General features: G+C 65.3%; 20 protein-coding genes and 1 riboswitch. Of the genes, 9 read left to right on the top strand and 11 right to left on the bottom strand.

The annotated features are described in order from the left end of the window. Positions 1–28 precede the first annotated feature (28 nt). On the bottom strand, positions 29–508 hold the full coding sequence (locus tag C2I19_RS05720) for a pilin (RefSeq protein WP_158253643.1): 480 nt from the start codon (positions 506–508) through the stop codon (positions 29–31). Between the two features lie 284 nt (positions 509–792). Here C2I19_RS05720 and C2I19_RS05715 point away from each other — a divergent pair, with 284 nt between their 5' ends. The 4 genes from C2I19_RS05715 to C2I19_RS05700 all read left to right on the top strand — a co-directional run bounded on the left by C2I19_RS05715 (position 793) and on the right by C2I19_RS05700 (position 6094). After that, positions 793–2142 carry an adenosylmethionine--8-amino-7-oxononanoate transaminase gene (locus C2I19_RS05715; RefSeq protein ID WP_103901741.1) on the top strand — a complete coding sequence of 450 codons (1350 nt, stop codon included), beginning with the start codon at positions 793–795 and terminating at the stop codon, positions 2140–2142. 92 nt (positions 2143–2234) lie between these two features. Further along, complete coding sequence (locus C2I19_RS05710; protein ID WP_146056747.1) at positions 2235–3737, top strand: cyclic-di-GMP receptor FimW-related protein; 1503 nt, start codon at positions 2235–2237, stop codon at positions 3735–3737. A gap of 75 nt (positions 3738–3812) precedes the next feature. After that, entirely contained in the window at positions 3813–4931 is a 1119-nt protein-coding gene (gene proB / locus C2I19_RS05705; RefSeq protein WP_103901739.1) for a glutamate 5-kinase, read from the top strand. An 89-nt stretch (positions 4932–5020) separates the two neighbouring features. After that, on the top strand, positions 5021–6094 hold the full coding sequence (locus C2I19_RS05700; RefSeq protein ID WP_103901738.1) for an ABC transporter substrate-binding protein: 1074 nt from the start codon (positions 5021–5023) through the stop codon (positions 6092–6094). A 76-nt stretch (positions 6095–6170) separates the two neighbouring features. Here the strand turns inward: C2I19_RS05700 and C2I19_RS05695 are convergent, their stop codons facing one another. The 3 genes from C2I19_RS05695 to ruvB all read right to left on the bottom strand — a co-directional run bounded on the left by C2I19_RS05695 (position 6171) and on the right by ruvB (position 8450). After that, a complete protein-coding gene (locus tag C2I19_RS05695) occupies positions 6171–6692 on the bottom strand; it encodes an AbgT family transporter (protein ID WP_103901737.1) in 522 nt (173 codons plus the stop codon). A 213-nt stretch (positions 6693–6905) separates the two neighbouring features. After that, positions 6906–7325, bottom strand: coding sequence for a hypothetical protein (locus C2I19_RS05690; RefSeq protein ID WP_103901736.1), 420 nt, complete (start codon positions 7323–7325; stop codon positions 6906–6908). Between the two features lie 87 nt (positions 7326–7412). Next, positions 7413–8450, bottom strand: coding sequence for a Holliday junction branch migration DNA helicase RuvB (gene ruvB, locus C2I19_RS05685; RefSeq protein ID WP_103901735.1), 1038 nt, complete (start codon positions 8448–8450; stop codon positions 7413–7415). 75 nt (positions 8451–8525) lie between these two features. Further along, positions 8526–8674: riboswitch (FMN riboswitch) on the top strand. 132 nt (positions 8675–8806) lie between these two features. Here ruvB and ribB point away from each other — a divergent pair. Then, positions 8807–9439 carry a 3,4-dihydroxy-2-butanone-4-phosphate synthase gene (ribB, locus tag C2I19_RS05680; RefSeq protein ID WP_103901734.1) on the top strand — a complete coding sequence of 211 codons (633 nt, stop codon included), beginning with the start codon at positions 8807–8809 and terminating at the stop codon, positions 9437–9439. 11 nt (positions 9440–9450) lie between these two features. Next, positions 9451–10137 (top strand): riboflavin synthase subunit alpha, encoded by a 687-nt coding sequence (locus C2I19_RS05675; protein WP_103901733.1) that lies wholly within the window; start codon positions 9451–9453, stop codon positions 10135–10137. A 337-nt stretch (positions 10138–10474) separates the two neighbouring features. Here C2I19_RS05675 and ruvA read toward each other — a convergent pair whose 3' ends face one another. From ruvA to amgK, 4 genes are all read right to left on the bottom strand, one after another. Further along, on the bottom strand, positions 10475–11068 hold the full coding sequence (gene ruvA / locus C2I19_RS05670; protein ID WP_103901732.1) for a Holliday junction branch migration protein RuvA: 594 nt from the start codon (positions 11066–11068) through the stop codon (positions 10475–10477). Positions 11069–11358: 290 nt separating this feature from the next. Beyond that, complete coding sequence (ruvC, locus tag C2I19_RS05665) at positions 11359–11889, bottom strand: crossover junction endodeoxyribonuclease RuvC (RefSeq protein WP_103901731.1); 531 nt, start codon at positions 11887–11889, stop codon at positions 11359–11361. After that, positions 11886–12584: an N-acetylmuramate alpha-1-phosphate uridylyltransferase MurU gene (gene murU, locus C2I19_RS05660; protein ID WP_103901730.1), complete on the bottom strand. Its 699-nt coding sequence runs from the start codon at positions 12582–12584 to the stop codon at positions 11886–11888. The genes ruvC and murU overlap by 4 nt, the downstream gene beginning before the upstream one ends. Continuing rightward, the gene (gene amgK, locus C2I19_RS05655) at positions 12584–13618 is read right to left on the bottom strand and encodes an N-acetylmuramate/N-acetylglucosamine kinase AmgK (protein ID WP_103901729.1); all 1035 of its coding nucleotides are present in this window, start codon (positions 13616–13618) and stop codon (positions 12584–12586) included. The genes murU and amgK overlap by 1 nt, the downstream gene beginning before the upstream one ends. 74 nt (positions 13619–13692) lie before the next feature. Between amgK and C2I19_RS05650 the strand changes: the two genes are divergently transcribed. The 3 genes from C2I19_RS05650 to pdxA are packed head-to-tail and all read left to right on the top strand — an operon-like array spanning position 13693 to position 18260. Continuing rightward, positions 13693–15954, top strand: coding sequence for an LPS-assembly protein LptD (locus C2I19_RS05650; RefSeq protein ID WP_103901728.1), 2262 nt, complete (start codon positions 13693–13695; stop codon positions 15952–15954). A 9-nt stretch (positions 15955–15963) separates the two neighbouring features. Beyond that, on the top strand, positions 15964–17277 hold the full coding sequence (locus C2I19_RS05645; RefSeq protein WP_199181082.1) for a peptidylprolyl isomerase: 1314 nt from the start codon (positions 15964–15966) through the stop codon (positions 17275–17277). Further along, the gene (gene pdxA, locus C2I19_RS05640; RefSeq protein ID WP_103901726.1) at positions 17277–18260 is read left to right on the top strand and encodes a 4-hydroxythreonine-4-phosphate dehydrogenase PdxA; all 984 of its coding nucleotides are present in this window, start codon (positions 17277–17279) and stop codon (positions 18258–18260) included. Before C2I19_RS05645 ends, pdxA begins: the two co-directional genes overlap by 1 nt. Here the strand turns inward: pdxA and C2I19_RS05635 are convergent, their stop codons facing one another. The 3 genes from C2I19_RS05635 to C2I19_RS05625 are packed head-to-tail and all read right to left on the bottom strand — an operon-like array spanning position 18261 to position 20207. Continuing rightward, entirely contained in the window at positions 18261–18764 is a 504-nt protein-coding gene (locus C2I19_RS05635; protein WP_103901725.1) for a TPM domain-containing protein, read from the bottom strand. Further along, a complete protein-coding gene (locus C2I19_RS05630; RefSeq protein WP_103901724.1) occupies positions 18764–19609 on the bottom strand; it encodes a TPM domain-containing protein in 846 nt (281 codons plus the stop codon). Before C2I19_RS05630 ends, C2I19_RS05635 begins: the two co-directional genes overlap by 1 nt. A 1-nt stretch (position 19610) precedes the next feature. Next, a complete protein-coding gene (locus C2I19_RS05625; protein WP_103901723.1) occupies positions 19611–20207 on the bottom strand; it encodes a LemA family protein in 597 nt (198 codons plus the stop codon). Positions 20208–20338: the final 131 nt, after the last annotated feature.

Here is a 20338-nt window from a genome sequence, read left to right as displayed (position 1 = left end):
TGTCCGTATTCCAATGCAAAAATACTTTTTAACGGCAGTTTGCGGGAGCCCACTTGGCAGGCAAGGTCGGAGCCAACCCACCAGTCGGAGCGCTTGCTTTAGCAGCAGCATAACATACCCAGGTAATCGGGGAGGTCGTTGCAGTACCGCCAACCAGTGCAGCACCACCAGCATTCGGAACAATAACCAAAGTATTAGAAGCGGCAGGAGCAACAGCGGTCGTATAACCAATGCTAATGGTCCCTGTCGCGCTATCTACCGATACGGTCGAAACGTTAGAGGTCGCGCTAAAGGTAGGAATACCTGTACCCAAATTCGTGACGCCATTCATCGCATTTTCAGCAATCGTAACTTTTGCAGCATCTGCAAAACCCAGACCTTCTGTTACTTTCGCGCGAGTAGAGTAATCTTGATACGCCGGAATCGCAATCGCCGCCAGAATACCGATAATCGCCACCACGATCATCAGTTCGATCAGGGTGAAACCCTGTTGCATTTGTTTCTTCATGTTGAACTCCATGGTCTAGTCAAGCTTGAGCCAAGCAAGGAGCCGCGTCGCCAGCGGCCTGCGCAACTTCCCCGCCTCTTCTTCCATAACGGGCGCGTCCGGCGCGCCTCTTCGTCGTGTCCGACAGTAGAGCAGGAAGCATGCCAGCCCGCCCCGCCGCGACTTTAGCGCAGCCCTGTGACAAATCCTAGACCACGGCGCGGCATAAACTGACGTTTTTCGTCACATCGGCCGTATCGCCGCCCTGTGTTAGCATCCGCCATTCCCCCCACAGGAGCCCCTCCATGAGCAACCAAAGCTGGCTGGAACGCAGCCGCGCCGCCGTCTGGCACCCCTGCACCCAGATGAAGCGCCACGAAAGCCTGCCCATCGTGCCCATCGCCAGCGCAGACGGCGTCTGGCTGACTGATTTCGACGGCAAACGCTATCTGGACGGGGTCAGCTCGTGGTGGGTCAATCTGTTCGGCCACGGCCATCCGCGCATCAAGCAGGCGATACGCGACCAGCTGGACAGCCTGGAGCACGTGATGCTGGCCGGCTTCACCCACCGCCCGGTGGTGGAGCTGTCCGAGCGGCTGGCGAAGCTGTCCGGCCTGGGGCACGCGTTTTATGGATCGGACGGCGCCAGCGCCACGGAGATCGCGCTGAAAATGAGCTTCCATTACTGGAAGAATAGCGGCCAGCCGGGCAAGACCCGCTTCGTCAGCCTGGAGAACAGCTACCATGGCGAAACCGCGGGCGCGCTGGCGGTGACCGACGTGCCGCTGTTCTCATCCACCTATGCCGAGCTGCTGAAGCCCGGCCTGCGCGCGCCCAGCCCGGACGCCCGGCAAGCTGCGCCCGGCGAAACCGCGGCCGATGTCGCGCTGCGCGCCGCCCGCTCGCTGGAAAACCTGCTGGCCAAGCACGGCGGCGAAATCGCCGCCGTGATCGTGGAGCCGCTGGTGCAAGGCGCGGCCGGGATGGCGATGCACGACCCCATCTACCTGAGCGAACTGCGCCGGCTGTGCGACCAATACCGGGTCCACCTGATCGCCGACGAGATCGCCGTCGGCTTCGGCCGGACCGGCAGCTTCTTCGCCTGCCAGCAGGCCGGCGTCGTCCCGGACTTTTTGTGCTTGTCCAAGGGCATCACCGGCGGCTTTCTGCCGTTGTCCTGCGTGCTGACGCGCGACGAAATCTACCAGGCCTTCTACCACGACGAGGTGGCGCGCGGCTTTCTGCATTCGCACAGCTACACCGGCAACGCGCTGGCCTGCGCCGCCGCGCTGGCGGTGCTGGACATCTTCGAGGATGAAAACGTGCTGGAGGCAAACCGGGCCAAGGCCGAAGCTTTCACCCTCCAGATGGAGCCGCTGCGCCGCCACCCCGCCATCCGGCATTTCCGCCAGCGCGGCATGATCTGGGCCTTCGACGTGGATACTTCCCGCGCGGACTTTGCATTGGCGTATTTTTCGGCCATGCTGAAACGCGGGTGCCTGTTGCGGCCGATAGGCAAGACAGTCTATTTCATGCCGCCCTACATCCTGAGCCACGAAGAAATGGCCGGGCTGGTCGAGGCGAGCCTGGATGCGCTGGACGAGGTGCTGGCCGGCGGCCAGGCTCAACCGGGAGACCCCACCGCGCTGCCCTGACGCGCTTGTCGCGGCCAGACAATACAAATAGCATACAGCGTCCCGCCATCGGAGCCCCCTGGATGCCGCCGCTCGCACTGCCAAAGAAGGATATGGACCCGCAACTCGTCGATACCCAGCCCGCCAGCGTGGAAGCCTGGCTGGAGCGCCTGCCCTACGCCGACTTGCTGGAATGCGGCCGCCTGCTGGCGCAGGCGCTGTACCATCTGGGACGCGCGCCCATCGAGCCGATGCAGCGCTACAAACTGCTCAAGCTTTATCTGAAGGCGCTGGACCGCTACTATCCGCTGCTGGAGCGCGAGACCGAGCACAGCGACATCCTGGCCTCGCCCAAGAGTCGCCAGCTGGCTGTGGTGGGCGTCAAGCTGTTCGCCAATTTGTTCGTCGATTTCAAGCAGACGCTGAACGAGAAGCTGGCCCGCCAGGGGCTGATGGAGCGCGAGCAGCCCAAGATAGAACTGCTGCTGTACACCATGATGGCGGCGCGGCAATGCCTGAACATCTGCCAGCAATACTACTGCCCGCTGCCGGATGGCTTCTGGCTGGACTGCCACCAACTGTACGCGCTGGCGCTGGAACGAGGCTGGCATGAGCGCTCGCTGGCCAACGACGACACCTTGGCCGACATTTACCGCCAAATCCTGCTGCTGGGCCTGACCGCCACCAACCGGCTATCGCCGGCCGAAATGACCCTGGCCCGGCAGCTGGTTTACGACCTGGCCCGCCACGTGGCGCTGCAGCCGGTGCGCGAACTGTCGGACAGCCGCCACGGCTATCTGCTGGACCCGCTGGAAGACGCGCCGCCGCGCTATCTGCCGGCGGCGGCCGGCTCGCTGCAGGATCACTGCTATCTGCTGGACCTGAGCGGCCCGCTGGCCAGCATGCGCCGCAGCCTGGAACAATTGCAGAAAACCGGCGCCTCCCCCGGCGGCGGCATGGTGGGCGAGGAAATCCAGCTGCTGGCCCAGCTCAGCGAAACCTGGCAACGGCCGCGCCGCCGCAAGCATGCCCGCGAATCCGCCCAGGCCGTGATGGAAGTCGTCGCCGGCACCGCGCAGATCTGGCATCGCCTCAACGGCGACAGCTGGCAGCTGCCTGGCGCGGGCGACGAAGAGGAAAGCTCGCATCTGCGGCCGCCGCCGCTGCCCTGCCTGCTGGTCATCGTCAACCAGAGCGAAAGCGGCTACCTGCTGCGCGGCATTCCGCGCGAACAGCCGCTGCGCGCCGGCGAGCTGCTGCTGATCAACCCGCCGGACCAGCCCGAGGCCGCGCGGCTATGCACGGTGCGCTGGGTGCTGATGCAGCCCAGCGGCAAGGAACTGGAGTGCGGCGTAGAGATCCTAGCCGCCCACGCCAGGCCGGCCCTGGCCATGCCCAGCATCACCCATAACGGCGACGCCTATCAGCGCTGCCTGCTGCTGCCGGCCCGCGACGGCAAGCCCGAAGCGCTGCAGATGATGGGACGGCCGTTCAGCCAGCTGCGCGAATTCCGGCTGCGCGACGCCAACGGCGAGCGGCTGATCCGCTCCACCCGGCTGCAGCAGCAATCTCCGTATTTCCAGCTGATGGAATTCCGGCCCAGCGAACTGTTTTGAGCTCGCGCAAGCCCCGCGCTTTTTCGGTTACACTGGCCTCTCTATAATCATTTGCTTTCATAGCGAGGTCTGTTGATGCATTCGGTGATTCACGCTTCCGACCGTATCGTGGTCAAGGTAGGCTCCAGCCTGGTAACCAACGACGGCAGGGGACTGGACCTGAACGCCCTGGCGCGCTGGGCGGAGGAAGTAGCCGAACTGAAACGCCGCGGCAAGCAGGTGGTGCTGGTATCCAGCGGCGCCATCGCCGAAGGCTGCCAGCGCCTGGGCTGGACGGTGCGCCCCAAGGGCGTGCATGAGTTGCAAGCCGCCGCCGCCGTCGGCCAGATGGGCCTGTGCCAGGCTTATGAAAGCGCTTTCCGCTCCTTCGGCCTGCGCACCGCGCAAATCCTGCTGACCCACGAAGACCTGGCCGACCGCACCCGCTACCTGAACGCCCGCTCCACGCTGACCAGCCTGCTCAATCTGAACGTGGTGCCCATCATCAACGAGAACGACACCGTGGTCACCAGCGAGATCCGCTTCGGCGACAACGACACCCTGGGCGCGCTGGTGACCAATCTGATCGAGGCCGACGCCTTGGTGATCCTGACCGACCAGAAAGGCCTGTTCAGCGCCGACCCGCGCAAGCACCCTGACGCCGAATTCATCCATGAGGCCGAGGCTGGCGATCCCAAGCTGGAGGAAATGGCCGGCGGCGCCGGCTCCAGCGTCGGCACCGGCGGCATGATCACCAAAATCCTGGCCGCCAAGCGCGCGGCGCGCAGCGGCGCCGCCACCGTGATCGCCTGCGGCCGAGAGGCCCACGTGCTGTCGCGGTTAGCCGACGGCGAAGCCATAGGCACCCAGCTGGTGGCCGCCACCAGCCGCATGGCCGCGCGCAAGCAATGGCTGGCCGACCACCTGCAGCTGGCCGGCCGCCTGCTGCTGGACGACGGCGCGGCGCAAGCCATACGCGAGCGCGGCACCAGCCTGCTGCCGGTGGGGGTCAGCGCGGTGGAAGGCGAATTCCTGCGCGGCGAAGCGGTGGCCTGCGTGGACGCCGCCGGCCGCGAAGTGGCGCGCGGCCTGGTCAACTACAGCTCGGACGAAGCGCGACAGATCATGCGCAAGAGCACGCGCGAGATCGAGGCCGCGCTCGGCTACATCGTCGAGCCTGAATTGATTCATCGCGACAATATGGTAGCGCTGTAACGCTCAGCCTAGACGGTTGCGAGCATTTCCCGCCCCCGGCCAGTGTCTGGCCGGGGTTTCATTTTTATCTGACACAAGGATGACAAGCTATGAACAAGCTGGCTCTTTCGGCGCTGATGACACTAGCCTGGGGCTCGGCATTCGCCGCGGATGTGCTGCACATCTACAACTGGAACAACGCGCTGTCGCCGGACACCGCCAAGCGCTTCGAACAATCCTGCCAATGCAAGCTGGTGCAGGACTACTACGGCGACAACGAGGAAATGCTGGCCAAGTTGGCCGCCGGCGCCAAGGGCTACGACATGGTGTTCCCCACCGCCTTCGCCGTGAACACCCTGCTAAAGCAAGGCAAGCTGCAGCCGCTGGACAAAAGCAAACTGCCCAACTGGAAAAACCTGAACAGCGGCTACCTGGCGCTCAACCAGCCCTTCGACCCCGGCAACCGCTACGCCGCGCCCACCGTGGTGTCGCTGACGCTGATCGGCTACAACGCCACCCAGCTGAAAAAAGCCGGCCTGGCCGACAAGGCGAACAGCTGGGCGCTGGTATTCGACCCCGCCATCCTGGCCAAAATCAAGGGCAAAGTGACCGTGCTGGACAGCCAGCGCGAACTGATGGCCGCCGCACTGATGTATCTGGGCAAGGACGCCAACTCCACCAAGCCGGCCGACTGGAAGGCCGCGGCGGAGGTCATCCGCCAGGCCAAGCCGTACTGGGCGGCGTTCAACAACCAGAGCTACATCAAGGAACTGACCGTCGGCAATATCTGGGTGGCGCTGGGCTATTCCAACGACCTGTTCCAGGCGCAACAGGACGCGAAAAACGCCAAGCGGCCGTTCGAGCTGGCCTACCAGCCGCAGAAGGAAGGCAATGTGCTGGCCATCGACAATATGACCATCCTGAAGGACGCGCCGCGTCCGGACCTGGCGCACAAGTTCATCAACTTCATGCTGGACGGCAAGAACGCGGCGGAAATCTCCAACCAGATCGGCGCCACCAACCCGGTCAAGGCGGCCGAAGCCTTCTTCAAGCCGCAGATCAAGGCCAATCCGGTCATCATGCTGGACCCGGCCAAGGGCAAGTACGCGGCGCTGAAAGACCTGGACGCCAAGTCCCGCCGCGAACTGAACCGGCTGTGGTCGCAGGTCAAGATAGGCCGCTAAAGCGCCATGGGCTGCGCCCATGATAAAACCCCGTACGCGCTTCGCTCGAACGGGTTTTTTTTTGCGCCGCGGCGCGCTAGCCGCCCGCCAGCGGCAGAACCGACGCGGCGCCCGGCCCGATAGGCAGGCCGCTGGCCAGCCATAGCACCAGCATCAGCGACCAGGCCAGCGTAAACAGCGCGGAATACGGCAGCATCAGCGCGATCAGATTGCCCAGCCCGTATTGCGGCAGATAGCGCTTGGCCACCACCAACACCATGGGGAAATAGGTCATCAACGGCGTCACGATATTGGTCACCGAATCGCCTATGCGGTACGCCAGCTGCGTCGCCTCCGGCGAAAGGCCCATCAACATCAGCATGGGCACGAAGATGGGCGCGAGCAAAGCCCACTTGGCGGAGGCCGAGCCGCGGCCGGACGCGGCGAACAGCATGGCCACCAGCGAGATCACCACCACGTAGCCGACATCGGACGCCACATTGGACAGCACACCGATGAACACCATGACCGGCGTCAGCAAACCCTTGGGCGCGTCGCTGACCAGGCGGCGCAGCCCGAAGATGGCCAATCGGCAAGCGAAGACGCCGCCGAACCGCATTCACGGTGCCACGCCATGTAAATCAGCACAAACTGATAATTGAAACGGCGTGCGAACGCAATGTAAACCGCCGGTTTCAATCCCTGCGACTCTTGAAAATCATGGCAGCGCCCAGCCAAGCATCGCAATAAACCGTCAAAACGGGGAGAATCCGCCGCGAAAAAAAATGCGCCGCTCGCGAACGAGCCGGCGCAGGCGCCTGAGCGGCCGCCCTTACTCGCCGTCGCGGCGGCGGTTATCCGCCTCGATGCGGCGGAATTCAACGGCGCGCATGATCACATAGGCCAGCATGGCGCACAGGAAGAACAGCAGCACCACCCAGGCGATGGATTGCAAGGTGCTGATGAAGGCCTGGAACAGCTCAAGCATCCAGCGCTCGCCGCCCAGCGCCAACTGGGTGCTGCCCTTGCCCGGCGCCGGCGCCAGGTAGCGCTCCAGCGACCACGGCCGCACGCCGCCGGAAATGCCGCTGACCACGATGGCGAAGAACACATACTTGCGCCAGGCGAAGGCCAGTTCCTCGCCGATGGCGCGGCCCAGTATCTTGGCCACGGCCGGGTCGAAGAAGCGCGCGGCGGCGATGGCGGCAACCGCCGCCACGGCCAGTATGGTGGCGAACAACACGTAGAACATGATTTCTCGCTTAACGATGCAGAATACGTTTCATTGTACGCGAATCGCATGCCGGCCACCGGCATCCGCGTTTGCGCGCGGGCAAACTCAGGCGTCCTTCAAGGGCAAGCCGAAGTGCAGATAAGCCTGGGCCGTGGCCATGCGGCCGCGCGGCGTGCGCTGCAGATAGCCCTGCTGGATCAGATAGGGCTCGATCACGTCTTCTATGGTGTCGGTGGATTCGCCTATCGCGGCGGCGACGTTGTCCAGTCCCACCGGTCCGCCGGAAAACTTCTCCAGGATGGCTTGCAGCAGCTTGCGGTCCATCACGTCGAGGCCGGCCGGATCCACGTCCAGCATCGCCAGCGCGGCGTCAGCCACCGCCACCGTCACCACGCCGTCAGACTTCACCTCGGCGTAGTCGCGCACCCGGCGCAGCAGGCGATTGGCGATGCGCGGCGTGCCGCGCGAGCGCTTGGCCACCTCGAAGGCGCCGTCGTCGGACAGCTGCACATTGAGCAGGCCCGCCGAACGGCTGACGATGCGGGTCAGTTCCTCGGCGTTGTAGAACTCCAGCCGGGCGACGATGCCGAAGCGGTCGCGCAGCGGATTGGTCAGCATGCCGGCGCGCGTGGTGGCGCCCACCAGCGTGAACGGCGGCAAGTCTATCTTCACTGACCGCGCCGCCGGACCCTCGCCTATCATGATGTCGATCTGATAGTCCTCCAGCGCCGGGTAGAGGATTTCCTCCACCACCGGGGACAGGCGGTGGATTTCGTCGATGAACAATACGTCGTGCGGCTCCAGATTGGTCAGCAACGCCGCCAGGTCGCCGGCGCGCTCCAGCACCGGCCCGGAAGTCTGGCGCAGATTGACGCCCATCTCCCTCGCCACGATGTGGGCCAGCGTGGTCTTGCCCAGGCCCGGCGGGCCGAACAAGAGCACGTGGTCCAGCGCCTCGCCGCGCTTTTTCGCCGCCTCGATGAAGATCTCCAGCTGCTCGCGCGCCTTCTTCTGGCCCACGTACTCGTCCAGCAGCTTGGGCCGCAGCGCGCGCTCCAGCGCCTCTTCCTGGTCGGACGCGCGTTGCGGGGTGACGATGCGTCGCTCCGGCGCGGCGCCGAACAGCTTGTCGGTTTCTATCATCGGGAATCTCTGGCTGAATCTTGCTGCCGCCATTCTAACACCGCGCTATACTCGCCGCTGGCCGCGCTGTGCGGCCAACGTCTTCGGGGCGGGGTGCAATTCCCCACCGGCGGTATGGCGCGCAAGCGCCGAGCCCGCGAGCGCCTTCGCCGCACGGCGAAGGGTCAGCAGATCTGGTGAAATGCCAGAGCCGACGGTAATAGTCCGGATGAAAGAAGACGACGCCAGTAGCCCGTCCGCGCCCGCGGCCGGAAAACTGTGTCGTATCCGCGCGTTTATCGCGCCGGATAGCCGTATGCTATCCGCTTCACGCCCACGGGACGTGTTTCTCAATCCACTACTTGAGGACCGTTTCCATGAACGCTCACACCGATATCCTTGCCCTGCGCGTCCACGCCGCGCTATCCGCCTTGCGGCGCGGCCTGCCGGTCATCGTCGCCGACGACGCCGACCGCGAAAACGAAGCCGACCTGATCCTGGCCGCCGACATGCTCACCGTGCCGGAAATGGCGCGCATGATCCGCGACTGCAGCGGCATCGTCTGCCTGTGCCTGACGCCGGAACACGCCGATCGCCTGGAACTGCCGCCCATGGCGGCGCAAAACGGCAGCCGCTACGGCACCAACTTCACCGTCGCCATCGAGGCGGCCGAGGGCGTCACCACCGGCGTGTCCGCCGCCGACCGCGCAACCACGATACGCGCAGCCATCGCGCCGGACGCCAAGCCCAGCGATCTGGTGCGCCCCGGCCACGTCTACCCCATCGTCGCCCGCGCCGGCGGCCTGGCCGAACGGCGCGGCCACACCGAGGCCTCGGTGGAGCTAGCGCGGCTGGCCGGCTTCAGCCCGGCCGGCGTGCTGTGCGAGCTGATGAACCCGGACGGCACGATGATGCGCGGCCAACAGGTTCAGGACTATGCCGAGCGCCACGGTCTGCCGCAATTGTCCGTGGCCGAGCTGGCCGAATGGCTGCAGCGCGAACAGGCTTGAGAGGAGACGATATGTTCAGCGGCATCACCCAAGCCATCGCCCGCGTCATCGCCATCCAGGAAGGCGACGGCAGCAGGCGGCTCACCCTGTCTTTCCCGTCCGGCTTCTGCGATGGTCTGCGCCAGGGCGCCAGCGTCGCCATCAACGGCGCCTGCCTGACCGTGGCTGCGCCGCCGCGCGGCGACAACGCGGACTTCGACCTGGTCCTGCCCACCCTGATCACCAGCACGCTGGCCGCCTGCAAAGTGGGCGACGCGCTCAACGCCGAACGCGCGCTGGCGGACGGCGCGGAAAACGGCGGCCACGCGCTGTCCGGCCATGTCGATTACCAGGCGACGGTAGAGCAGGTCCGCCGCCACGGCGATAATCTGTGCCTGCGGCTGACCGTGCCGCCCGGCGCCCTGCGCTATTTGTTCGCCAAGGGTTATGCGGCGCTGGACGGCGTCAGCCTGACCCTCTCCGACATCGACAAGCGCGCGGGCTGGTTCGAGGTATGGCTGGCGCCGGAAACCCGCCGCGCCACCACGCTGGGCGACAAACAACCCGGCGAGCGGCTGAACCTGGAAATCGAGCGGCAGACCCAGGTGCTGGTGGATTCGACGCGCGAGGCGCTGGAGGAGAAACTGAGCGCGCTGCTGGAACTGCTGGGGCCGCAGTTGGCCGCGGCGGGCCGAACGCGCCAGGCCTTGCCGGCCTAACCGGGCTGCGCGTGGGCTTGCCTGATGGGCATGTCCCCACGCGCGGTTAGAACGGCGGGTATCGCCCCTGGCGAACCCGCCCTGCGCCATGCCGAGAATCGGCTCAATGCGGCAGCCCGCTGTCGCGCAGGTTGGCCTTAGGCCATATCCGCGAATCGGCTCAGCGTTGCAGCCAACGCAGAATCAGATCGCACAGCAAGACGACGGCAGGCCCGAGACCGGCCAATAGTTTGTCGCCATGCTTCTTCCAAAATGGCGCAGACATGGATCTTCTCCCTGGAAAAGCCTTGCTGCGCGGCTTGGCCTTGTTCCAAGCGCGCTAACTGGCTTGTCAATCTCAGCCCTTCATCAGATTCTTCAACGCCAGCCGCACGCCCTCGCTGACCGTGACGTCGGCCGGCAGGCTCTTGGTGGCCGCCGCCGCTTCCTTGTCGTTGTAGCCCAGGGCCAGCAGCGCGTTGACGATGTCGCTCTTCTCGTCCGGCGTCGCGGCGAAGGGCAGGCCGCCCGGCACCGTCAGATTGCCGCCGGTGGCCAGCTTGCCGCGCAGCTCCAGCACCAGCCGCTCAGCCGTCTTCTTGCCGATTCCCGGCACCGAGGACAGACGCTTGATGTCCTCGCTGGCCACGGCGATGGCCAGCTCGTCCGCCGTCATGCCGGACAGGATGGCCAAGGCGATCTTGGCGCCGATGCCGCTCACCTTGATCAACTGGCGGAAAGTCTGCCGCTCGTCCTTGCTGGCGAAGCCGAACAGCAAGTGGGCGTCCTCGCGCACCACCAGATGGGTGAACAGGGTGCAGGGCTGGCCCAGGGCCGGCAGCTGGTAAAACGTGGTCATGGGCACGTCCACCTCGTAGCCCACGCCGCCCACGTCCACCACCACCTGCGGCGGCAGCTTCTCTATCAATTTGCCGCTAAGGCGTCCGATCATGATGCTTCTTTCTTGTGTATTCGTTGTGATTCAGCCGGGTGGATGCCCCAACCTGGCGATCCGCCCAGCTTGCCGACGCGAAGGCCTCAGCGCCCCCTCTCCCCAACCCCTCTCCCGCGAGGGGAGAGGGGCTGTTCGGTAGGGCGGATGCCCAATGGGGTGATCCGCCAAGCTTGCCGACGCGAAGGCCGCTGCGCCCCCCTTTCCCCAACTCCTCTCCCGCGAGGGGAGAGGGGCTTGCAGGCGGATGTGCCAAGAGGCGGAACGCCCGGCTGCGCCGGGCTTCCGCCCTACACCAGCCGTCCGCCGCGCACTTTGAGGCCGCTCAGCGCCAGCTTGCCTATGGCCCCGCCGCTATGATTGGCGTGGGTCAACGCCACCGCCAGCGCGTCGGCGGCGTCGGCCTGCGGCGTGCCGGACAGGTTGAGCATGCGCACCACCATATACTGCACCTGCTCCTTGGGCGCCTTGCCCTGCCCCACCACCGATTGTTTGACCTGCAAGGCCGTATATTCCGCCACCGGCAAATCCTTCAGCACCAGGGCCGTCATGCAGGCGCCGCGCGCCTGGCCCAGCATCAGCGTGGCGGCCGGGTTGACGTTGACGAACACGCGCTCCAGCGCCGCCTCGGTGGGCTGATAGGTATCGATGACTTGATGGATGCCCTCCACCAATACCTTGACCCGCTCGGCCAGCGGCGATCCGCTCTTGGTGCGGATGGCGCCGGAGGCGACGTAATGGCGCTGGTTGCCCACCACGTCGATGACGCCGAAGCCGGTGATCAGGCTGCCGGGGTCTATGCCGAGGATGCGCCGGCTCATGCCGTCCAGCCGGCGGCGATGCGGTCGGCCTCGGCCAAGCGCTCCGGCGTGCCCACGTCCAGCCACAGGCCCTTCTGCACCTCGCCGCGGATCTGGCCACGCTCCATCGCGGAGAGCAGCCACGGCAGCAAGGGGCTGGCCACCCGCGGCTGAACGTCGCGGAAAAAGGCTGGGTGGTAGGCGGCCAGGCCGCAGAAAGTGTAGGGCGTATCGCCGTCCGCGCAGGCGGCTACCTTGCCGTCGCTGCGCAGCGTCAGATCGCGCCCGGTCTTGTAGCCAGCCTTGGGCGTCAACACCAGGAGGGCCTGGGCGGCATCGCCGTCCAGCCTCGCTGCGGCTTCCGCCAGCCGTTCGACGGGAAAATCGCTCAGCACGTCGCCGTTCAGCACGATGAAGGGCGCATCGCCCAGCAAGGGCAAGGCGGTAGCGATGCCGCCAGCCGTCTCCAGCGCCTCGCCTTCCGGCGAGTACGCGATGGACACGCCGAAGCGCGAGCCATCGCCCAGCGTTTCCTCTATCTGCTTGCCCAGCCAGGCATGATTGACCACCAGCTCGGTCACCCCGGCGCGGGCCAGCCGCTCGATATGCCACTGGATCAACGGCTTGCCCCCGGCCATCAGCAGAGGCTTGGGCGTATGGTCGGTCAAGGGCCGCATGCGTTCGCCGCGGCCGGCCGCCAGTATCATCGCCTTCATCAACTGCCCTTCACGCCCAACACCGGGTAGCTCGACTGCAGCTCTTCGTCGGTTTGGTCGCGGCCCACCAAGTCCACCAGCAACTGGTAGAACGGCGCCAGCTCGCCGTAGCGGCGGGTGGTGCGCTTCAGGTATTTGATGAAGCGCGGAATCTCGGCGCGGTACTTGTCCTTGCCGTCGCGGTGGTAGAGGCGGGCGAAAATGCCGGCCACTTTCAGATGGCGCTGCACGCCCATCCACTCGAAAGCGCGGTAGAAATCGTCGAAGCCTTCCGGCACCGGCAGGCCGGCGGCGCGCGCCTTCTCCCAGTAACGGATGGCCATGTCCAACACGAACTCCTCTTCCCACTCGATGAAGGCGTCGCGCAGCAGCGACACCGCATCGTAGCTGATCGGTCCGTATACCGCGTCCTGGAAGTCCAGCACGCCGGGCGCGCCGGCGGTCAGCATCAGGTTGCGCACGATGAAGTCGCGGTGGACGAAGACCTTGGGTTGAGCCAGCAGCGCGGGCAACAGAGCCTTGACCCCGGCATCCCACAACTGGCGCTGCTTGAAGTTCAGCGGCTTGCCAAGCTCCTTGGCGCAGAACCACTCCGGAAACAGACTCAGTTCGCGCGCCAGCAGCGCCTCGTCGTATTCCGGCAACACATCCGGCCGGCTGGCTTGCTGGATGGCCACCAGCGTATCCAGCGCCTCCTCCAGCAGGTGGCGGTGCACCAGCGGGCGTTCGTCGTGCTGCAGCGCGGCAAGGTAGGTCACCTTGCCCAAATCCTCCATCACGATGAAGCCTTGCTCGCGGTCGCGCCGGTCTATCTTGGGCACGTTCACCATGGAGAAGATGTCGCGCACTTTGACGTAGGCGTCGGTGCCGATATGCTCCGGCGGCGCGTCCATCGCGATGCGGGTGGAGCCGTCCGGCCAGATCGCGCGGAAGTAGCGGCGGAAGTCGGCGTCGGCGGCGGCGAATTCAACCTGGATCTCGTCGCCAGGATATTGCTCTGCCAGCCATTTCTTGAGCTGTTCCAGTCTTTGCATGTCGCTTTGTCGTGGTGCTGATAGAATTGAGCGATTTTATACCGCCCACTAGCCCCCACGATATGGCTTTGTGCATGCCCAGACCAAAACCGACTCCGCTGGCGTTGGCCCTCGCCGCCGCCTTTGCCCTGAACGCCCAGGCCGTCCGCGCCGACGCCTCCGCCCCCATAGCCTTGCCTACGCCCAAGACGCAGGCAGGCCAGACCACCGTCACCGCCGATCATATCGACGGCGAGACCGACGTGGTGCTGCATGCCAAAGGCAATGTGGTGGTCACTCGCGACGACCAGAAAATGGAGTCTGACTGGCTCGATTACTATCAGGCCAAGAACCACGCCAAAGCCGGCGATCATTTCCGGTTGAGCCGCGGCCAGGACGTCATCACCGGCACCACGCTGGACTACAGCATGGACGACTACACCGGCACCGGCATGGACCCGGTGTTTTCCATGGCGCGGCAGCCCGCGGCCAAGCCGGCGCCGGGCGCAAAGCCCGTCACCATGCGCGGCGACGGCAGCCAGGTGGACTTCCAGGGCCAGAACCAATACCGCGTCTACGGCAGCCGCATGACCACCTGCGACCCCGGCGACGACGCCTGGTATCTGCACTCGAGCAGCACGGATCTGGACTACGTCCGCGGCGTAGGCGTGGCGCGCAACGCCTGGATGCAGTTCTACGGCGTGCCCATCCTGTACACGCCGTGGCTGGACTTCCCGCTGAACGGCAACCGCAAATCCGGCTTCCTGATGCCGACCTTCAAGACCGGCAGCGCCGGCACCGAACTGTCGGTGCCCTACTACTGGAACATCGCGCCGAACTACGACGCCACCATCACGCCGCACTTCAACACCAAGCACGGCAATATGCTGTCCGGCGAGTTCCGCTACCTGCAGCCCGACTACAGCGGCAGCATTTATACCGAGCAGTTGCCAAACGACAAGGTGACCGACACCGCCCGCCATGCCTGGAGCGTCAGCCACACGCAGAACTTCGGCCACGGACTGACTTTCGGCCTCAATTACAACGCAGTGTCCGATCGCAACTACTTCACCGACTTCGGCGACCAGGTGGCCATCGCCTCCAACGTCAACCTGGATCAAGAGGCCTCGCTGAACTACGCCCTGGGCTGGAGCGGCGGTTCCGGCAATGTCGCCCTGCGCGCACAGCACTACCAGAACCTGACGATCAACCCCGTGCCCACGGACATCCCTTATGCGCGGATGCCGCAGCTCTCGTTTATCGCCAATCAAAGCCTGCCCGCCGGCTTCAGCGCCAACCTGATCACCGATCTGACCCGCTTCGACCATCCCAGCCTGCAGACCGGCGACCGCTTCATCGCCTACCCCAGCGTGAGCTGGAATTTCGACCGCAGCTGGGGCTTCATCCGGCCCAAGGTCGGCGTCAACGTCACTGAGTACAATTTGAATGCGTACCATTCAAATACTACCAACCAATCCAGCCCTCAGCAGACCATCACCCGCACCTTGCCGATTTTCAGCACCGACGCAGGCCTGTACTTCGACCGCGACACCGAGTTCCTGGGCAAGGACCACCTGATGACGCTGGAGCCGCGGCTGTTCTACGTCAGCATACCGAACAAGGATCAAAGCAATATCCCGCTGTTCGACACCTCGGTCAACGACGTGAACTTCGCCCAGCTGTTCACCGAGAACCGCTACTCCGGCTATGACCGGATCAACGGCGCAGATCAGCTCACCACGGCGCTGACCAGCCGTTTCATCGACCAGACCAACGGTCTGGAACGGCTGCGCCTGGCCGTCGGCAAACGCTTCTATTTCAAGAACGACATCACCCAAGACAACAACCAGCCCAGCTCGGACCTGCTGCTCAGCGCGGCCGGCGACCTGAGCCGCGACTGGCGCTTCGACAGCAGCTACCAGTACAACCAGCAATTGGGCAAAACCGAGCGCTACAATGCCCAGCTGCGCTATAGCCCAGCCGCCGGCAAGATCGCCAGCGTGCGCTACCGCTACGGCCGCTATGAGCAGTTGGACAACACCTCGATATACGGCCCAATGCGCCAGGTGGACGTGGCCGCGCAATGGCCCGTCGCCCGCCGCTGGTACGCCATCGGCCGCTACAATTACTCGCTGATCGAACGCAAGCCTATTGAGCGGCTGGCCGGCTTCGAGTACAACGATGGCTGCTGGTCCGCCAGGATGTACAGCCAACGCTACGTGACCGACCCGCAAACAACCAAGAACGCGTGGTTCTTCCAGCTGGAACTGAGGGGACTGGGCGCGCTGGGCAACGGCAGCGTGCAGGACACGCTGCGCCTGGCCATTCCCGGTTACACCAAGACTAACCTGCAATAAAGCCTGACCATGAAAAAGACCCTGCTTGCCCTGTTGATCGCTAGCGTCGCTCAGGCGTCGCTGGCCGCCCCCGCACCCGCCTCCGTCCAGACCGCCATCGCGCCGGTGCGCGAAGTCGACCGCATCGTCGCCGTGGTCAACAAGAACGTCATCACCTGGCAGGAGCTGCAGGGCCGCGTCAACGAGGCGATCAAGCAACTGGAGTCGCAGAAAGTGACGCCGCCGGCGCGCGACGTGCTGGAGCGCCAGCTGCTGGAACAAATGATCACCGAGGAAGTGCAGCTGCAATACGCCGCCAGCGGCGGCCTGCGCATCGAGGACGCCGCCATAGACCAGGCCGTGGCCAATCTGGCCAAGCAAAACAAGCTGAGCGAAGCCGGGCTGAAGGCCCAACTGGCCAAGGACGGCATCAGCATGGACCGCCTGCGCGGCGACATCCGCCGCGAGCTGACCATCTCCCGCCTGCGCGACAGCGAAGTGGCCTCGCGCGTCAACGTCAGCGACAGCGAAGTGGAACAGGTGCTGAAGAGCGCGCAGAGCGCCAACCGCACCGAATACCACCTGGCCAGCATCCTGGTCAGCGTACCGGAACGCGCCGACGCCAAGCAGATCGACGCGCTGTCGCAAAAAGTGCACAAGGCGCTGGCCGACCTCGACGCCGGCCAGCCTTTCGCCAAGGTGTCCGCCTCCTACTCCGACGCGCCCAACGCGATCAAGGGCGGCGACATGGGCTGGCGTCCCGCCACCTCGCTGCCGCTGGAGTTCGTGCAGATGCTGGAACAGCTGAAGCCGGGCGCCCACACCGATGTGATACGCACCCAGCAGGGCTTTTTCGTCTTCCAGTTGCAGGACAAGCGCAACGGCAGCGCGCCCATGCTGGTCGAGCAATACCACACTCGCCACATCCTGATCCGCACCAACGAGGCGGTGTCCGAGGCCGACGCCAAGGCGCGCATCGATCAGATCCGCGACCGCATCATGCGCGGCGCCAAGTTCGCCGACATGGCCAAGCTCTACTCGGAAGACGGCAGCAACGCCAAGGGCGGCGATATGGGCTGGGTCACCCTGGGCGATCTGGTGCCCGATTTCGAAAAAGCCATGGTGGCCCTGCCTATCGGCCAGCTGTCGCAACCGGTGCGCACCTCGTTCGGCTGGCACTTGATCGAAGTGGAAGGCAAACGCAACCAGGACGTGTCCAGCGACCACGAGAAGATGGCGGTCAAGCAGCAGATCCGCTCCCGCAAGATGGAGCAGGCTTACGCCGACTGGGTGCGCCAGCTGCGCGACTCGGCCTTCGTCGAAGAACATCTGGACGACAAGTGATGAGCCGCCGCGCGCTGGCCCTCACCGCGGGCGAACCGGCTGGCATCGGCCCCGATCTGGCGCTGCGGCTGCCTGAGCTGCTGCCGGACAGCCGCTGCGTGGTCATCGCGGACCGCGGCCTGCTGGCCGAACGAGCCGCGCGGCTGGGACTGAAAGTCGAACTGGCTGACTATCGCCGCGACGCGCCCGCGCCTGCCGGCGCGCTGGAGGTATTGCACGTGCCGCTGGCGGCCCTGGCGGCGGCCGGCCGCCTGGACCCGGCCAACGGCCGCTACGTGCTCGCCACGCTGGACGCGGCGATAGACGGCTGCGTATCCGGCGAGTTCGCCGCCATGGTGACCGCGCCGGTGCACAAGGGCGTGATCAACGACGCCGGCGTGCCGTTCAGCGGCCACACGGAATACCTGGCCGAACGCACTGGGACCCCCAAAGTGGTGATGATGCTGGCCGGCGGCGGCATGCGCGTGGCTTTGGCCACCACCCATCTGCCGCTGCGCGCCGTCGCCGACGCGATCACCGCGCCCTTGCTCGACGAAGTCATCCGCATCCTGCACGCGGATCTCGTCGGCAAATTCGGCATCGCCGCGCCGCGCATCCTGGTAGCCGGCCTGAACCCGCATGCGGGAGAAAGCGGCCACATGGGCCGCGAAGAGATAGACGTCATCGAACCGGCGCTGGCGGCGCTGCGCGCCGAAGGCATGAATCTGATCGGTCCCCTACCCGCCGACACGCTGTTCAATCCGGACAAGCTGGCCCAGGCCGACGCCGTGCTGGCCATGTACCACGATCAAGGCCTGCCGGTGCTCAAGCACGCCAGCTTCGGCGCCGGCATCAATATCACGCTGGGCCTGCCCATCATCCGCACCTCGGTCGACCACGGCACGGCGCTGGACCTGGCGGGCAGCGGCCGCGCCGATCCGGGCAGCCTGATCGAAGCGGTAAAGCTGGCGGAGCAACTGGCCTGCCACGCGGCCCGCGGCTGATCAGCGGACGATCACCTGGTCCGGCAACTCGTTGACCACCGGCTCGCCATGACGCGGCGCGTGCCGGATCAGCAAAGCGTGTATTCGATCCAAGCCCAGCGCCAGTCCCGCCACGTGGTCGCGCGCGGCGAAAGCCTGCTGCATGTCCGCGCAAATGCCGGCCCATTCCTGGGCCGGCACCGCCCGGTTGATGCCCCGGTCGGCCACGATCTCGATGCGGCGCTCCGCCAGCAATAGATACACCAGCACGCCGACATTGTCCTCGGTGTCCCACACCCGCAGCTCGCCGAACCACTGCAGCGCCCGCTCTCTGGCGCTCAGGCCGCGCCAGGCGGCGCGCCAGTCCAGCGCGGACTCCACCACGAAGCGCAGCTGGCCGCGATGCGCCTGCTCGGACGCCGCGATCCATCCCTCCAGCCGCGCCAGCTCGGCGGCTGGAAACTGACGCCGCGCCTGCCAGCCGGTGCTGCACAAGTGGCGCCATACGCGTTGCCATCTATTCATCACCAGTCTCCCGATGCGCCGCCGCCGCCGAAGTCGCCTCCGCCGCCGGACCAGCCGCTGCCGCCGCCCGAACGTCCGCCGCCTCCACCGCCCCAATTGCCCCAGCTGGCCAGGGACAAGCCGTGCTCGCCCAGCGCCAGGCACAGGCCCGCCGCCACCGCGCCTATCAGCAGCGCGGCCAGCGTGCCGGCGCCCAGCAGCAGGGACAAGGCGACGCTGAGGCTGCCGATGATGAAGCTGCCGATCAGCCGGCCGAACAGCTTGCCGGCCAGGCCGGAACCCATCAGCAGAAAGAAGGCCAATAGCGGCCAGCTGTCTTCCCAGCCGCCGCCATGCTTGGCCGCCTGTTTGGGCGGCGGCAGCTTCTCGCCGTCTATCAGGCCCTCGATTTGCGTCGCCGCGGCCTGTAGGCCCTGCAGGCGCAAGCCTTGCTTGAACAGCGGCCGCAGCGTGTCCTGCAGGATGCGTTTGGCGTAGATGTCGGGAATCGCGCCCTCCAGGCCGCGCCCCACCAGCAGCTGGGTTTTATGCGAATCGGACACGATCAGCAGCAGCACGCCGTCATCCACGCCCTGGCGACCCAGCTTCCAGCTCGACATCACCCGCGCGCCGTAATCGAACGGCGTTTCCGGATCGACCGAGGGCACGATCAGCACCGCCAGCTGGCTGCCCTTGCGCTGGTGGAAGTCCAGCAGCTGCTTTTCCAACTGGCCGCGCTCAGCCTCGCTTAGAAAGCCGGCCTGATCTATCACCGGCGAGCTGGGCGGCGGCACCGCCACCTCAGCCCGGACCACGCCGGCCAGCAAGCACAGCGCGAAAACCAGCCAAGCCCATGCACGGCTCATATCACTTGCCTTGCTCGTCGAAGCTCACCTGCGGCGGCGCGGAAATCGCCTTCTCGTTTTCCACGGCGAAGTTGGGGCGGGTCTTCAGATTGAACATTTTGGCGGTCAGATTATTGGGGAAGCTGCGCACGGTGCTGTTGTAGTGCTGCACCGAATCGATGTAACGCTTGCGCGCCAGGGCGATGCGGTTTTCCGTACCCTCCAGTTGGGCCTGCAAGTCGCGGAAGGACTGGTCCGCCTTCAATTGCGGATAGTTTTCCGACACCACCAGCAGGCGCGACAGCGCCGAGCCGAGCTGGCTCTGCGCGGCGGAGAACGCCTTCATCTTGCCCTCGTCGCCTGCCGAATCCGCATCCATATGAATGCTGCCGACGCGCGCGCGCGCCTCGGTCACCTGGGTCAGCACGTCCTTCTCGTGCTTGGCGTAGCCCTGCACCGTCTTCACCAGGTTGGGAATCAGATCGGCGCGGCGCTGGTACTGGTTCAATACCTCGGACCACGCGGCGTTGGCAGCCTCGTCCTGCGATTGCATCGCGTTATAGCCGCAGCCGCCCAGCGAAACCGCCAGCATGAACGCCAGCACAAACTTTTTCCACATCGTCGCCATTCTTTCCATCCTTGCCTATCCCGGCGGGGAATCATTCAAAAACCGTAGCTTACCGAAAAATCCCGCCGCGCCGGGAATTTAAAACCTCATCGGCATGAATATAGGCCGCATGAAATGACAGC

The sequence above is a fragment of the Chromobacterium alticapitis genome (genome assembly GCF_002924365.1).
In the GTDB taxonomy this organism is placed as follows: domain Bacteria; phylum Pseudomonadota; class Gammaproteobacteria; order Burkholderiales; family Chromobacteriaceae; genus Chromobacterium; species Chromobacterium alticapitis.
This window is presented reverse-complemented; position numbering and strand designations above follow the sequence as displayed.